The 13,585-nt window shown below is 51.2% G+C and carries 13 protein-coding genes; 3 read left to right on the forward strand and 10 right to left on the reverse strand.

What is annotated here, in order from left to right; translation table 11 throughout:
• Positions 1-2: 2 nt before the first annotated feature.
• Positions 3-2,684 (forward strand): MobF family relaxase, encoded by a 2,682-nt coding sequence (gene mobF / locus IQ254_RS00315; RefSeq protein WP_193963133.1) that lies wholly within the window; start codon positions 3-5, stop codon positions 2,682-2,684.
• A 99-nt stretch (positions 2,685-2,783) separates the two neighbouring features.
• Here the strand turns inward: mobF and IQ254_RS00320 are convergent, their stop codons facing one another.
• From IQ254_RS00320 to IQ254_RS00365, 10 genes are all read right to left on the reverse strand, one after another.
• Positions 2,784-4,148, reverse strand: a complete 1,365-nt coding sequence (locus tag IQ254_RS00320; RefSeq protein ID WP_193963135.1) for a cytochrome P450 — start codon at positions 4,146-4,148, stop codon at positions 2,784-2,786.
• Positions 4,149-4,298: 150 nt separating this feature from the next.
• A complete protein-coding gene (locus IQ254_RS00325) occupies positions 4,299-4,916 on the reverse strand; it encodes a TVP38/TMEM64 family protein (RefSeq protein WP_313887321.1) in 618 nt (205 codons plus the stop codon).
• Positions 4,917-5,032: 116 nt separating this feature from the next.
• Positions 5,033-5,245: a DUF2933 domain-containing protein gene (locus IQ254_RS00330; protein WP_193963137.1), complete on the reverse strand. Its 213-nt coding sequence runs from the start codon at positions 5,243-5,245 to the stop codon at positions 5,033-5,035.
• Positions 5,246-5,298: 53 nt separating this feature from the next.
• The gene (locus IQ254_RS00335; protein WP_193963138.1) at positions 5,299-5,835 is read right to left on the reverse strand and encodes a GNAT family N-acetyltransferase; all 537 of its coding nucleotides are present in this window, start codon (positions 5,833-5,835) and stop codon (positions 5,299-5,301) included.
• A gap of 102 nt (positions 5,836-5,937) precedes the next feature.
• The gene (locus IQ254_RS00340) at positions 5,938-7,404 is read right to left on the reverse strand and encodes a multicopper oxidase family protein (protein WP_193963278.1); all 1,467 of its coding nucleotides are present in this window, start codon (positions 7,402-7,404) and stop codon (positions 5,938-5,940) included.
• A gap of 63 nt (positions 7,405-7,467) precedes the next feature.
• The gene (locus IQ254_RS00345; RefSeq protein WP_193963139.1) at positions 7,468-7,665 is read right to left on the reverse strand and encodes a hypothetical protein; all 198 of its coding nucleotides are present in this window, start codon (positions 7,663-7,665) and stop codon (positions 7,468-7,470) included.
• A 355-nt stretch (positions 7,666-8,020) separates the two neighbouring features.
• Positions 8,021-8,587 (reverse strand): cupredoxin domain-containing protein, encoded by a 567-nt coding sequence (locus IQ254_RS00350; RefSeq protein ID WP_193963140.1) that lies wholly within the window; start codon positions 8,585-8,587, stop codon positions 8,021-8,023.
• A gap of 156 nt (positions 8,588-8,743) precedes the next feature.
• The gene (locus IQ254_RS00355; RefSeq protein ID WP_193963141.1) at positions 8,744-11,002 is read right to left on the reverse strand and encodes a heavy metal translocating P-type ATPase; all 2,259 of its coding nucleotides are present in this window, start codon (positions 11,000-11,002) and stop codon (positions 8,744-8,746) included.
• Positions 11,003-11,012: 10 nt separating this feature from the next.
• Entirely contained in the window at positions 11,013-11,207 is a 195-nt protein-coding gene (locus IQ254_RS00360; protein WP_193963143.1) for a heavy-metal-associated domain-containing protein, read from the reverse strand.
• Between the two features lie 175 nt (positions 11,208-11,382).
• Positions 11,383-11,778, reverse strand: a complete 396-nt coding sequence (locus IQ254_RS00365; protein WP_193963145.1) for a hypothetical protein — start codon at positions 11,776-11,778, stop codon at positions 11,383-11,385.
• 311 nt (positions 11,779-12,089) lie between these two features.
• On the opposite strand from IQ254_RS00365, the gene IQ254_RS00370 reads away from it, so the two are divergent.
• The gene (locus tag IQ254_RS00370; RefSeq protein ID WP_193963147.1) at positions 12,090-12,434 is read left to right on the forward strand and encodes a four-helix bundle copper-binding protein; all 345 of its coding nucleotides are present in this window, start codon (positions 12,090-12,092) and stop codon (positions 12,432-12,434) included.
• Between the two features lie 580 nt (positions 12,435-13,014).
• Positions 13,015-13,536, forward strand: a complete 522-nt coding sequence (locus tag IQ254_RS00375; protein ID WP_193963280.1) for a DUF305 domain-containing protein — start codon at positions 13,015-13,017, stop codon at positions 13,534-13,536.
• The last annotated feature ends 49 nt before the right edge of the window (positions 13,537-13,585 follow it).

The following is a 13,585-nucleotide window of genomic DNA, read 5'->3' on the forward strand; positions in this document are numbered from 1 at the left end:
CCATGCTCAGCCTGACGGTGATCAGCGCCAACCAGGGCGAAACTTACTACACCGCCGAGAACTACTACACCAGCGAAGAGAACCAGGCCCACTCAAGTTGGTGGGGCCAGGGGGCCAAGAGCCTGGGGCTATTGGGTCAGGTGCAGGGAAGCGACTTCAAGAATCTGCTCCATGGTTCTCATCCCCAGGGGCACCAAACCCTATCGGGTCGAAAGATTGACCCAGAGCGCCATCGAGCCGGGCTAGATTTGACCTTTAGTGCGCCTAAGAGCATTAGCCTGGCGGCCCTGGTCGGGGGGAATGAGGCGATCGAGCAGGCCCATCGCACAGCGGTGGTGCGAACTCTGGCCATCATCGAGAAGCGCTATGCCCAAACGCGGGTGCGGACACCGGAGGGGCGGCAGGCAGTTGGCACCGGCAACCTGATCGTCGCCCAGTTCCACCACGACACCTCCCGCGAGAAGGATCCGCAACTGCATACCCATTGCGTGGTGATCAATGCCACGCAGCTGAACAATGGCCGCTGGCAATCGCTCCACAATGACATCCTCTTTAAGCAGCAAAAGCTGTTGGGGATGATTTACCAGAACGAGTTGGCAGTGGAGGTACAGCGCCTGGGCTATGGCATTGAGCCGAGGGCGAACGGTCAATTTGAACTCAGGGGATATGGCCCCGAAGATCTCCAGACCTTCTCCAAACGGCGGGAGCAGATTTTAGCGGCGGTGGAGGAGAATGCGACCGCCCAGGAGCGAGAGCTGGCGACGTTGATGACCCGTGCCCCCAAGGGGAAAGAAATCCCTAGAGAAGAGCTGCGCACCTACTGGCAGCAGCAGGCCCAGGCGCTGAATCTGGAACACCCTCAAGCCCATCTGATGGACTGGCAGAGCCAGCCGAAGCGGGCCACGCAAGCCGGGCTGACCCACTGCGCCGAGCGGGAGGCGGTGTTCCAGCGCGAGCAGGTGGAGCGGTTTGCTCTAGAAAACCATCTGGGGCAGCAGCTCTTTGATGAGGTGCAGCAGACCTTGGACACCGATCCGGAGGTGATTCACACCCATGACCAGCGGCTGACCACTCAGACGGCGGTGCTGCGGGAGCTGGACACCATTCGCACGGTGCTGGATGGGCGAGGGGGTGTGGGAGCGATCGCCTCGACAGACTTAGTGGAAGCACATCTGCGCGATCAGGGGCTAACCGAGGGGCAGGTGAAGGGGGTGATGCTGGCGGCTACCACCCGCGATCGCGTCATCGCCTGGCAGGGGGTAGCGGGGGCGGGGAAGAGCTATGCCCTGAATCAGTTTCGCCAGATTTCGGAGTCCCAGGGCTATACTGTCCGGGGCTTTGCCCCCAGTGCGGAGGCGGCAAAGTCGCTGGGCGACTCGGCCCAGATTCAGCCGGTGGAAACAGCGGCGGCCTTGCTGTGTGCTCAACCGGTGGAACCCAACCCCTCTCAACCCGAGGTTTGGGTAGTAGACGAGGCCGGGCTCTTAAGTGCGAAGGATGCGCTGGCCCTGGTGACCAAAGCTCAGACGCAGAAGGCCCGAGTGATTTTGGTGGGAGATACCCGGCAGCTGTCGGCGGTGGAGGCGGGGAACCCGTTCAAGAGTTTGCAGCAGGCGGGGATGGCGACGGCCTACCTCACCCAGTCGCTCCGGCAGAAGAATCAGCAGATCAAGGCGGGGGTTGACCTGATTGCAGCAGGGGAAATTGCGGCGGGGGTGCAGCAGTTGAAGCCCTACATTCAGCAGGTGAGTAGTCAGGAGGCGAGGGCAGCGGCGATCGCCCACGACTATCTGGCCCTAGCCCCAGACGAGCGCAAGAAGACCTTACTGCTAGCGGGCACCAACCAGGAGCGGCTGGCCATCACCCAACTGGTACGAGAGGGCCTAAAGACAGAAGGAACCCTGGGCCAGAGCCTGTCGGTCAAGCGGCTGAAGGCGAGGGATTTGACGGAGACCCAGGCGGACTATGCCCACCACTTTCAGCCGGGGAATATGCTGATTCCCCAGGCCAGCTACAAGCGGCTGGGGTTGGAGAAGGGGCAACGTTACGAAGTGCTGGCGACGGATAGTCATAGCAATGGGCTGACGCTACGGGGGCAATCCGGGGCGGCGTTGCAGGTGGATCCAGCTCAGATCAGACGGAAGTCAGTTTATGAGACTGAAGAGATAGAACTGGCCATCGGGGAGCGGCTTCGGTGGACGCGGAATGACTATGCCCTGGGGCGACGTAACGGCCAAGAGTTTGAGGTAGTGGGCCTGAAGAATGGGCAGGTGCTGATTCGCTGGAGCCATGGGGAGGCAGGACAATTCGATAGTTCGGAACCGGCTCATCTAGACTATGCGCTGGTCAGCACCACCTATGCGGCTCAGGGGAAGTCAGCAGAGCGAATAATCGGAGCAATTGATCAATATGTAGGTCGGGAGAGCTTTTATGTGACAGTCAGTCGAGTGAAGCAGAACTTAAGGCTTTACTCTTCGGAAGCCTTGGATACTCTGATTAACCACGCTGAAAAATCTAAAGTAAAGGAAAACCCCAGTGACATTCTGCTACAAAATCAGACAAAGGAAGATCGAAAGAAATCCGTACACATCGAAAATTCAGATAAAATACCAATTTTCTGGGATTTAAGTAGGTTAGAAGTCAGGCGAAGGAAGATGGCCACCGAGACAGAGCTAGAGCACTGATGCAGACATATAAAATAATAGAATGACAAAAAATTTCTTTTCGAGAATTTCATATAGCAATTTAACCTGGGCTACCTGGAGAGATAAAACACTAATAGCCTATTTAACATCTGTTAACCTATGCCTTTCCTGTAAACATATCTTCAGGCCGTGTTTCGGACGAAGCGTAATAGAGGGATTTAACTCAATAGAGTAATTGGAGTGCAAGGATAGATGGAACCTTTGCGCGATCGCAACTAGAATCAGCACAGATTCCATCAGGGCAAAGCCCTTGCCGATACAAGTACGAGGACCCTCACCAAACGGAAAATAGACTCCCTTTGGCAAATGATGCTCTAAGCCATCCGCCCAGCGTTCAGGGCAAAATTGTTCAGGATGCTCGAAAAAGCGAGAGTCTCGATGCATAAGCCATTGGCTCAGAAAGACAGTCACTCCAGGCTTTAAGACATAGCCACCAATTTGAAGTGATTTGACGACTTGACGACTAGTGCCCCAGGCCGGGGGATACAACCGCATCGATTCTTTGATAATCCAGTTGGCATAGTGAAGCTGAGCAATATCATTCACTGTAGGCGAACGTCCTTTAAGTACTGCTTGAATCTCTTCGACGAGTTTTAATTCGACTTGTGGATTTTGTCCCAATAACATCCATGTCCAAGTTAAAGTAAGCGCAGTAGTTTCGTGACCCGCCATAATGAGAGTGGCCACTTCATCTCGAATCTCTTTGTTGCTCATCTGTTCGCCGCTTTCATCTTTTGCTTGCAGCAGCATTGTCAATAAATCTCTATTTTCCTGCTGTGTCTCTCTACGCTGATGAATAATCTCGTAGATAGCCTTATCCATCTGTCGGAGCTGTCGCCAGAATCTCAATTTCCCCAACGTTGGTATCCATTCTGGAAGCAAAAATAGAGTACTCAGCTGATTTGAAAAATGTATCAAAATAGCGTCAAGCGCTGATTCGATGATGGGCGTTTTATCTGCGATATCTGCTCCAAACAATGATTGGGCAACAATTAGCAACGTCAGCTTCATCATGTCATCGTGAATATCACGTGTGCTTCCATCTTGCCAATGGCCTATCATTGACTCGGTTTGATTGACTATAATTTCGCCATATTCAGAAACTCTTTCTCGATGAAATGCAGGCTGCATCAACCGACGATGACGCTGCCAAAAATCTCCTTCGCTAGTGAGTAATCCTTTACCCAAACTACTCTTCAAGCTTCGAACTGAAACTCCTTTTATGAAGCAGTCATTTTGATGGCTAAATACTTCATGAATATGCTCAGGATTGGTCAAAAGATAAACTTTTATCGGTCCAAGAGGTAAAAGAACAACTTCACCAAATTCCTGAGCACAGCGTTGAGAGAATCCTAATGGATCTTTAATATAGTCAAATAGAACACCTACAAAGGGAATACCTTTTGGCCCTGGAGGAACTATTCGTTGCGATTTGGCTTGCATTTTCGATTTCTATATTTGAGCTCAATTTACAGTTTTCAAAAAGGCACCTCGATTGATTGCTTTATTGCGAATTGTCGGAGTCCAGAACCGTTGAAATCTCGTTTTCATTCTCAATAATATTTGCATTTTTCGAGGTGTCCAAAACAAAGATCATTCAATATGAATGATGTCCTTCAGTCCAAACCAGTCGTAGCGACGAATACCCAAGGGCAGCAATATCAGCAGCGTAACGAATACAACTGAAAGGGCGATTCCTAATGGCAAACCGATTGTAAAAGACTGGCCTATGAAGGTCAGAAAGAGCGTTGATGGAACCATGCCTAATAGAGTTGACGAGGCATAAATCGGCAAAGAAAGATCTGTGAGTCCAGCCCCATAACTGATCAAATCAAACGACAGAACGGGTAGCAGACGGCTAATAAAAATGACTCCGCCCACCAGCCATTCTCCTCGTTCCTTAGAGAAGTAAATGGCTTTACCGGTGAGAGCATGCACGGTGGAACGACCTAAGCTACGACCAATGAAGTAGGCAATGATGCCACCTGAAAACCCCCCGATAACGCTATAGAGGGTTGCTGGGAGCGCTCCCCATGCAGCTCCAGCCGCCACTGTGAGAGGCGCACCCGGAATAGGACTAATCACCACAGCCAGCGCAATGATGGCAATGTAGGCCAAGATGCCCCAAATGCCTGTGCCGTCGATGAGTTGCTTGAGGCCCTCAGGTGTCAGCGGATTCGTGTCAGCTTGGCGGAAAACCCAGATATACACGAGGAGGGAAAGCCCTAGCACCCCAAGGGCAATTAAATTTTGTCGTCTCCATAGCTGTCGCGATGGTCGGAGACTGGCCCCGAAGGGCCATTGTTGTTGCCGTTTTCGATGCATTACTATTCTTTTTTGCCTGCAGGATGGGAATGGGGATTGCTATAACCGTTCATGAATAAGTGCATTAACGGGCAAAGCAGCAGGAGCAGATAAGGAGCGAAGGCTGGCAAACCTATCCGGAACTGAGGAATCGCGACTGCTGCAACCAAGCCGAGACAAAACAACAATCCTATACCCACTGGAGATTTCCAGATTCGATTGACATTTTGCAGCAAGGCTTACAAACTCCTAAACTATATTTGGATAATACTCAGAGCTCTATTTCTGTTTAATTAGTCGGCACAGGGCGCAGCAAGACGTAGTAGTTTCGAGTTTCTAGCCCCAATTTGAAAGAGAAATTTCCAATCTGATTGAATCCCCATCGATTAAAGAAAGCTTGAGCCCGATGATTGTCCTCTCCAACCTTTAGCCAAAGGGCTTCAAAACTGTTTTCCACTGCATACCTCAAACTTGACTGAATTAAGCTTGAACCATGGCCTTTGCCAAGCTCACGGTGTTCTACAAATAGTTGGACTAGCTCTATCGGTTTTGAAATAGTTTCAACAATAGGAATGGAGGAATTACCAACTAGATGCGCATATCCAATCGGTTGATGGCTTAATGATGGATTGTTATAGGCCAAAAAGAAGATTGATTCTGGTCTTAATAGGTCGTCTTCAATTTGCTCTGTCGAGAATACTTCCTCTAAATACTGTCTGATATCTGCAGGGTCATGCTCTGCGGCAAACGTATCAGAGAAAGTACGTCTGCTTAATTCAGTCAGAATATCAATATCACTCCAGGTGGCTTGTCTAATGTTGTCCATTGTTCGTCATGCGCTAGGATCTCTTACTTTAAATTCAGAGGTTGACTGAGAAATATTTCGGCTTCCTTCGACTCATAGAGAGATTCAAATCTCCTCACGATTTTAAGTCTGCTGAATATCTAAAATCCCCATCATGCCTCGATCTTCGTGGTCTAGAACATGACAGTGATAGACCGTTTTACCGGCATAGTCACGGAAGGGGATGCGAATTCGAATGGTTTCACCTGGACTCACCGATGCGACATCTTTCCACGCGGCATAGGGCGTAGGCTGGCCGTTACGACTGATTACCTGAAACTTGTTGATGTGGACATGAAAAGGATGGGCCATGGTGCCTGTGTTGATAATTTCCCAGTCTTCAACGGTGTTGAGCAGTACCTGGGTATCGATGCGGTTATGGTCGAAGGCTTTGCCGTTGATCAAAAACACCATGCCCATGCCCATACCGTGGTTGAAGGTGAACTGGCGGGTAGCTTGAGGTTCCGGCAGAGACTCAACGGTTAAGAGTTGATTGGGTAACGGAAGCGCATCGGTAGTGCCGTTGTAGGTCAGTGTCGCTACGGTTTCGGTAGAGTTGCGATTTGGGGAACTCCCCATCATGCCGCCGCCCATCATGCCACCGCCCATTCTGCCGCCACCCATCATGCCCTGAGCCGGGTTGAAAGGCTGGTTCAACAAGCGATACTGTCCAGGTTCACGATCACCTTTAACCAGAACCTCGACCCGTTCGCCGGGGGCCAATACTAGATCATTGAGTTCAACGGGAGATGCGATCGCACCTCCATCGGTTGCAATCAGATAAAACGGGTGATCCTCCAGCGATAGCCAGAAGAAGCGGGAGGATGAGGCATTCAGCAGCCGTAGCCGCAGTAGTCCTCCCTGCGGAATCTCCAGAGAGGGGTTGAATTGGCCATTGGCGGTCAGCAAATCGCCAATCCGTCCGGTCATCTGGGCCATGTGGCCAGGATTAGGAATGTTGCCGCTGCGATCTAACGCAAAATCTTTGAGAATGAGGAATTCTTCCTGCGCCGCCTGAACTTCGGGAATCTCGTCCAGTTCGCCGCGCACTACAAACAGTCCAGCGAGTCCACCAAACAGTTGTTCGGCGACGAGTCCATGGTAATGGGGGTGATACCAAAAGGTACCAGCCGGATGGTTTGCCGGAATCTGAAATTCGTAGGAGTAGGTTTCGCCAGGTGGAATTTCGAGAAAGACGTTGTCCCCGGTGCCCGTCGGCGGAATGTGGAGCCCGTGGTAATGGAGATTGGTGGACTGGTTCAGTCGATTGGTGAAGCGGAGTTGAACGGTGTCACCGGGTTTAGCTTCCAGACGAGGGCCAGGAACTTGACCGTTATAGGTCAGCAGGTTGGCGTTGCGGTTACCCAGCTTCACCTGCTGCGCCTCTGCTACCAGGTCGAAGCTGAGCAAACCACCTTCGCTGCTGTGTACCGGAGCCTGCGCTAACGCTGAACCTGGCACAGAAGATTGCGATGCTCCTCTAGAGCATTGAGAGAGCAAGATTGCTCCTGTTGTTCCGAGGCCCAACCCCAGAAATTCTCTGCGCCTCATGGCTTTTATCACGGTCATAAACAGATACGGGAACTAAATGTGTTGGGAAGCGTTGTACTGCAATCACGCCCGTTGAGTCGTCGTGGCCGGGCTAGCTTCACTGAGGGGAGCGGCGAATGGATGAGTGCTGCTGCATCCCCAGCCGCGCATCATACCACCGCGCCCCATCATGCCGCCCATTAACAACACGCCAACGAGCAGGGTGACAACTATACCGGCAGCAAACCCAACTGCTCCAGACGCTAAGACTTTGGCATCCATGGTCGAACCTCCTGCATCATGTTTCCAAAAGGACACTTTTCGGGATCTGAAAAGCGATACTGCGATCGTAGAATCGCTAGCTGGCTATAGGGTCAAGATGGGATACGAAACGCAACACTTCGATCGCCTCTTGGGGCCGGTCTTTGACCATCGCTAGCTTAAAGAGTAACGATGAAATGGCGATGAAATTGGGGCTACAAGGGACAAATTGCTGATGCTTACAATGCCTAACACTGAGCGATGAAATCAAGATGAAATGCCCCTACTTCATGGGGTGGAAATGCCAATCCCTCATAGATGGTGATAAGCAAATGTAGTTTAGAAGAAATCAGAATGAAAAGGCCAAGTATCTGAATCAAGTCGATTTAGCCGTTGTAGCTAAATTGGCGGTCTTGGACTCAGAGGAATTCGCCACCACTTTGATGGTGCCTCGGAACATATTCATGCCGCAGGCAAATTCATACTGTCCGGGTTCATCAGGGGTGAACTCGATCTCGGTAGTCTGATTCACCGGCAGGGCTTTAGCGATGCGAAAGTCAGGAAGGCGAACCTCTTCCAGACAGTTACTGGGATCGGTACGGTAGAAATTTAGCCGTACGGGTAGTCCGGCTTGCACCACAATTTGGTTCGGGTCGTAGCCACCATCAACCGCTATGGTGATTTCCTGTATGCCGTCTTGGGCCTTGGCTTGGCTCGATTTGGGTTGACTGAAGACAAACCACCACAGTTCTAACCCAATCAAACCCAGACCACCTGTCGTCACTAGGGCTTTTACCCACAGCGGCTGTTCGATGCGGCGAAATCCGCTTCCGGACTCAGACATGGCCTCATGGGCCATTTGAGCCGGAGAACCCGTAGCCACGGCTAGAAGTAGCCCCAAACTGGTTAAACCACTCAAGGCTAGTTTTCGATAACAAAGCATGGCTGACCTCCTGGGCTAGCTAACGATTCCAAAGATGATCAAATTGCCCAGAATGCCGGATATGGCTCCGATTAAAAAGCCAGCACCGACTAGAAGGGCGAAGAAGGAGAGCGGGTAGGTCATGGTAAGGTTCCTGGGTGGATGGGTGAAAGAGTCCTAAGCCTGAATTTTCGGGCGGAAGTTACGCAGTCGCAGTGCATTAGTAACCACCGAGAAAGAGCTGAAGGCCATGGCCGCTCCGGCAATGACCGGGTTGAGCAGCCAACCCAAGATCGGGTATAGCACCCCAGCCGCGATGGGAATGCCTGCCACGTTGTAGATGAAGGCAAAAAACAGGTTTTGGCGAATGTTGCGAATGGTGGCGCGGGAGAGTTGAATCGCGGTAACGATACCCCACAGATCCCCGGAAATTAGCGTGATATCGCTAGCGGCGATCGCGACATCGGTGCCAGTCCCGATGGCCATGCCGACATCTGCTTGAGCTAGGGCAGGGGCATCGTTAATCCCATCGCCCACCATCGCTACCAGCTTGCCTTCTTGCTGAAGTTGCACAATCTGATCCGCTTTTTGGTCAGGCCGCACCTCTGCCATGACTCGTTGAATGTTGACTTCGCGGGCAATTACCTCAGCGGTGCGGCGGTTATCGCCAGTGAGCATGACGACTTCTAGGCCCATTTTTTGTAGGGTGCGAATCGCACTAACCGAAGATGGCTTAACAGCATCGGCAATGCCCATGATGGCTTCCACCTGCCCCGCTACCGCCAACCAAACAGCGGTTTTTCCTTCGGTCTCTAGTCGATCCCACTCGGGTTTGAGGCTTTGGGTGTCGATACCCAGTTCGTTCATCCAGCGATGGGTACCGATCTGTACCCATTTCCCATCCACCTGGCCCTGAACACCGCTCCCGGCTACAGCCTCAAATTCCGAAGGTTCTGCCAAAGCTGCTCCTTGCTCTTGGGCATATTGCACGACCGCTTCTGCCAGGGGATGCTCGGAGTTTTGCTCTAGGGAACCCGCTAACGTGAGCAGGGCCAGTTCATTGCCATTGGCGGTGCCGCTAACGGTAATGTAGTTGGTGACAGTAGGCTTGCCCTGGGTTACGGTGCCGGTTTTATCTAGCACAAGGGTTTGAATTTTGTGAGCCAGTTCCAGGCTATCGGCTCCTTTGATGAGAATGCCATTTTCGGCCCCTTTTCCAGTTCCCACCATGATGGAGGTGGGGGTGGCGAGTCCTAATGCACAGGGGCAGGCGAGAATCAGCACGCCCACAGTGGTGATCAGGGCTATGCTGACGTTGCCCATGAGGTTGAACCATGTGACAAAGGTTAGAATCGCGATCGCAATAACCGCTGGGACAAACCAGCCGGTCACGCGATCGGCCAATCGTTGAATGGGCGCTTTGGAACCCTGGGCCTGCTGCACGAGTTTGACAATCTGAGCTAAGAACGTGTCTTTTCCCACCCGTGTCGCTCGAAATTTAAAGCTCCCTGTCTTGTTGAGCGTAGCGCCAATGACCTCATCGCCGACCTGCTTTTGGACCGGAACACTCTCACCCGTCACCATCGCCTCATCCAAGGTAGAGGAGCCCTCAATGATTTCCCCGTCTACCGGCACCTTTTCACCCGGTCTAACGAGCACGATGTCTCCCAAAACTACTTCAGAAATGGGGACATCAATGGTTTGACCCTGGCGAATCACTCGTGCCGTTTTCGCCTGCAGCCCCATCAGCTTACGAATCGCTTCAGAGGTTTGCCCTTTAGCCCGGTTTTCCAACAGATTGCCCAGCAAAATCAGGGCGATGATGATAGCCGCAATCTCGTAATAGACGTCGGGGCGCAGGCCCTGATCAATAAACCACTGGGGATACACCGTCGGGAACAGCGAGTACAGGTAGGCGGTGCCGGTACCCACAGCTACCAGGGTATCCATAGTAGCCGAATGGTGTTTTAGAGCCTTCCAGGTATTAATGAAAAAATCACTTCCGGCCCACACCATGACCGGCAAGGTCAGCACCAACTGCAACCAGGGGTTGTGCAACCAGGCTGGAATCAGCGGAATTTCCAGCCCTGTCATCATTGGTAGTGCCGCAATCACGAGTACAACACTCATCACCAGACTAAAAATGACTTTGCGCGTGAGCTCTCGGTCTCTAGCAGCTCGCTCGCGCCGCTCAGCGTCGTCTTCAGCCGTTAGTGGGTTATCGTCAATCGGCTGAGCAGCATAGCCCGCCTTATCTACCGCTGATTGAATATCGGCAGTACTGACTTGGTTAGCGTCATAGGCGACAACAGCTTGCTCAGCCCCAAAGTTGACACTACAGGTTTCAACCCCCGGTACTGACTGAATAGCCATTTCAATGTTGCTGGCACAGGAGGCACAGCTCATGCCCCGCAGTTTAAAGGTTTGACTGTCCATTTTTTGCTCCTCAGGCGACTGTGTATCCCGCCGTGGTGATAGCGTTTTTGATGTCAGCTTCAGCGGCGTTAGAGACAACGCTGACCTGCTTAGTTTTGGGGTCAGCCGCCACCTGGGCCGTGGCATCGACCGTGTGAACTGCTTTGGTGACGGCCTCAACACAGGCTGAACAGGCTAGATTAGGAACGCTCAAATCGAGTTTCATGGGAAGCCCTCCGAGTAGGTTATGACTCTATCTTGAAGTCTCTAGCCAACTACAGGGTCAAGGGGGCAGCATTAAGTTTTATAGCCAAACCCTGTACTAAGAAAAGCGGAACATGACTTTGCTGTGCATTAACTGCAACGATTCAGCGCCTGCGAGTGAGATAAAACGGGTTGACCTACTCACTGAGGTCAGACTCCTCAGTCTGGTCTGTGATATCCCGTAACTGCTCAATCATGATCGCCATTTCCTCAACCATGCGATTTTGGTGCTCTAACATCACTGGCTGGAATTCCTGCATTTGTTCTGGCGTTAACGTTGACATGAGCTGCTGCATTTCGCCCATCAGTTCCAGCATTTTGCCTGACATTTGCATGGGCACGCCTTGGTGAGGCATGCCCATGTTCCCCATAGGCATCTGTTCTGACTCCATCATGCCTTCGGGCATGATGGAGTCAGATTCTTGTGGCACGTCTTGGCTAAAGGCAGGTCTGGCCAGCGTCCCCAGAAGCCCGACCCCGAGAATAGCGGTCAGCGCGATCGCTGAATTTGCTTTTTTCCAGAATTCCTTCATGATCATTTCCTTTCCTTAAGATTTAATTTTTCAAGCTGCTATCACAAAGTTTCTAGTCATTTTTAGGAGAAAGGTGGCAGCAGAAAAATCGTGGCAGCGTTACTTAGCTTACAGACATACTATGAAACAACAATGAAATGTGAACGGTTTGTGACTTATTGCCAGGAAGCTCAATTACGTATCACAAGATTATGAAATCAGGATGAAATGGCTCTACTCTGTAAGATTGAAATATGGTCTATTTCCATTGATAGATGTGGAAGCAATTGTTTTTCCGATATTTAGTTAGTCATTGATTACGAGAGAAAACAATGCTTCTAAATCACGAAAAATACCAGTCTAGCTTTGATAAAGCGATGGCTTGTTCGGTGGAGTGTGAGCACTGCGCCGAAGCCTGCATGGGCAATCCAGATATGGTCAAGTGTGCCCGTATGTGTTTAGACACAGGGGAAAGCTGCCGTAGCTTAGCGACTCTCATGGTGCGTGGTTCATATTTTATCGCTCCGATGGCCAATGCCTGTGCAGAAATCTGTGAGGCTTGCGCTAGCGAATGTGAAAAGTACGACATGGAGCACTGTAAGAAATGTGCTCAAGCTTGTCGCACTGCAGCCGAAGCCTATCGCAAAATTGCAGGCGTAGGCGCAGTCACCGCTTAGATTTAACTAGGACTTGCGAAGTGAAAAAATGTTATACGCCTCTAGGAGCTCTACAGATACTGGTGGAGCCTCGTTAATAACGACCTTAACTGACAACCACTGGCCTAGCCTACGGCCAGAAGCTGCCAGATTTAGGAATAACTCACCATCTGAAAGATTCCTTCAAGAGGTTCAAATTAGCGCTTCAGGGGAAGCGGTATCGGCTTTTCCGCCTGTCGGCGTGGCAGTAGCAGTGCTCATCCCGGCGATCGTGCTGTCTATGGGTATTGCTGTTCTACTGAAGTCTCAGAAGCGGTTGTATTTCCAGGCGCTAATACCTCTCAGGCAGGTTTCACCGTGCAAGCGATGCCAGTTTTTTCACGACAATGGTTATCTCAGGTGTGCTGTTCATCCTGCCCGTGCCTTAACTCCAGAAGCCAGAACCTGTCAAGATTACCACCCTTAGATTACTAGCAAACGCTTCAGAAAAGACTGTTCAGTTCGGAATTCCTTTTTGTCGTATCAGTTCACATCAGGAGGAGCAATGAATACTCAAGACAACGCGATCGCCAGTTATCAAAATACCGAACATCACAGTGGCATGCGAAGTAGCTATGCCAGATACTTTGCCATGATTGGCACCTCAATTGTGGTGATGTTTTTCTTGACGTACCTGAATTCTTATCAGATTCTCGGCCATGCTTGGTTTAGCGAAACGCGGGTTTACATGGCACTGATTATGGGTGCTGCAATGATGATAATTATGCTCTTATACATGCTGAACATGTATAAGAGCAAAAAAGCGAACACCGCTATTTTCTTAAGTGCAATCCTGCTGTTTGGTTCAGCCTTATGGCTGGTACGAAGTCAGATTACGGTAACCGATGTGGACTGGATGGAAGCCATGATTCCGCACCACTCTATTGCAATTCTAACAAGCGAGCGCGCCCAGATTCAAGATCTTCGCGTCCGCGAACTGGCCGATGAAATTATTGCCGCCCAGCTTCGCGAGATCAAAGAAATGGAGTGGCTAATCGCCGACATCCGAGAAGGCGGCTTGGTTACGACACAGCCCGAGTTAGGGGAAAGACCCCTACCCGAGTTTGAGCCCACCGTCGAATAAGAAGCTACATCTCCTGCATCTAGATAGTTGTCTGAAGCTGTGCGAAAGG

This window comes from Nodosilinea sp. LEGE 07088 (genome assembly GCF_015207395.1).
Lineage (GTDB): Bacteria > Cyanobacteriota > Cyanobacteriia > Phormidesmidales > Phormidesmidaceae > Nodosilinea.

Excerpts from the sequence above, each read along its gene's own strand:
- IQ254_RS00340 (WP_193963278.1), bottom strand. The coding sequence starts at position 7,404 with ATGAGGCGCAGAGAATTTCTGGGGTTGGGCCTCGGAACAACAGGAGCA.
- IQ254_RS00375 (WP_193963280.1), top strand. The coding sequence starts at position 13,015 with ATGCGAAGTAGCTATGCCAGATACTTTGCCATGATTGGCACCTCAATT.
- IQ254_RS00320 (WP_193963135.1), bottom strand. The coding sequence starts at position 4,148 with ATGCAAGCCAAATCGCAACGAATAGTTCCTCCAGGGCCAAAAGGTATT.
- IQ254_RS00360 (WP_193963143.1), bottom strand. The coding sequence starts at position 11,207 with ATGAAACTCGATTTGAGCGTTCCTAATCTAGCCTGTTCAGCCTGTGTT.
- IQ254_RS00345 (WP_193963139.1), bottom strand. The coding sequence starts at position 7,665 with ATGGATGCCAAAGTCTTAGCGTCTGGAGCAGTTGGGTTTGCTGCCGGT.
- IQ254_RS00370 (WP_193963147.1), top strand. The coding sequence starts at position 12,090 with ATGCTTCTAAATCACGAAAAATACCAGTCTAGCTTTGATAAAGCGATG.
- IQ254_RS00335 (WP_193963138.1), bottom strand. The coding sequence starts at position 5,835 with ATGGACAACATTAGACAAGCCACCTGGAGTGATATTGATATTCTGACT.
- IQ254_RS00365 (WP_193963145.1), bottom strand. The coding sequence starts at position 11,778 with ATGAAGGAATTCTGGAAAAAAGCAAATTCAGCGATCGCGCTGACCGCT.
- IQ254_RS00350 (WP_193963140.1), bottom strand. The coding sequence starts at position 8,587 with ATGCTTTGTTATCGAAAACTAGCCTTGAGTGGTTTAACCAGTTTGGGG.
- IQ254_RS00355 (WP_193963141.1), bottom strand. The coding sequence starts at position 11,002 with ATGGACAGTCAAACCTTTAAACTGCGGGGCATGAGCTGTGCCTCCTGT.
- mobF (WP_193963133.1), top strand. The coding sequence starts at position 3 with ATGCTCAGCCTGACGGTGATCAGCGCCAACCAGGGCGAAACTTACTAC.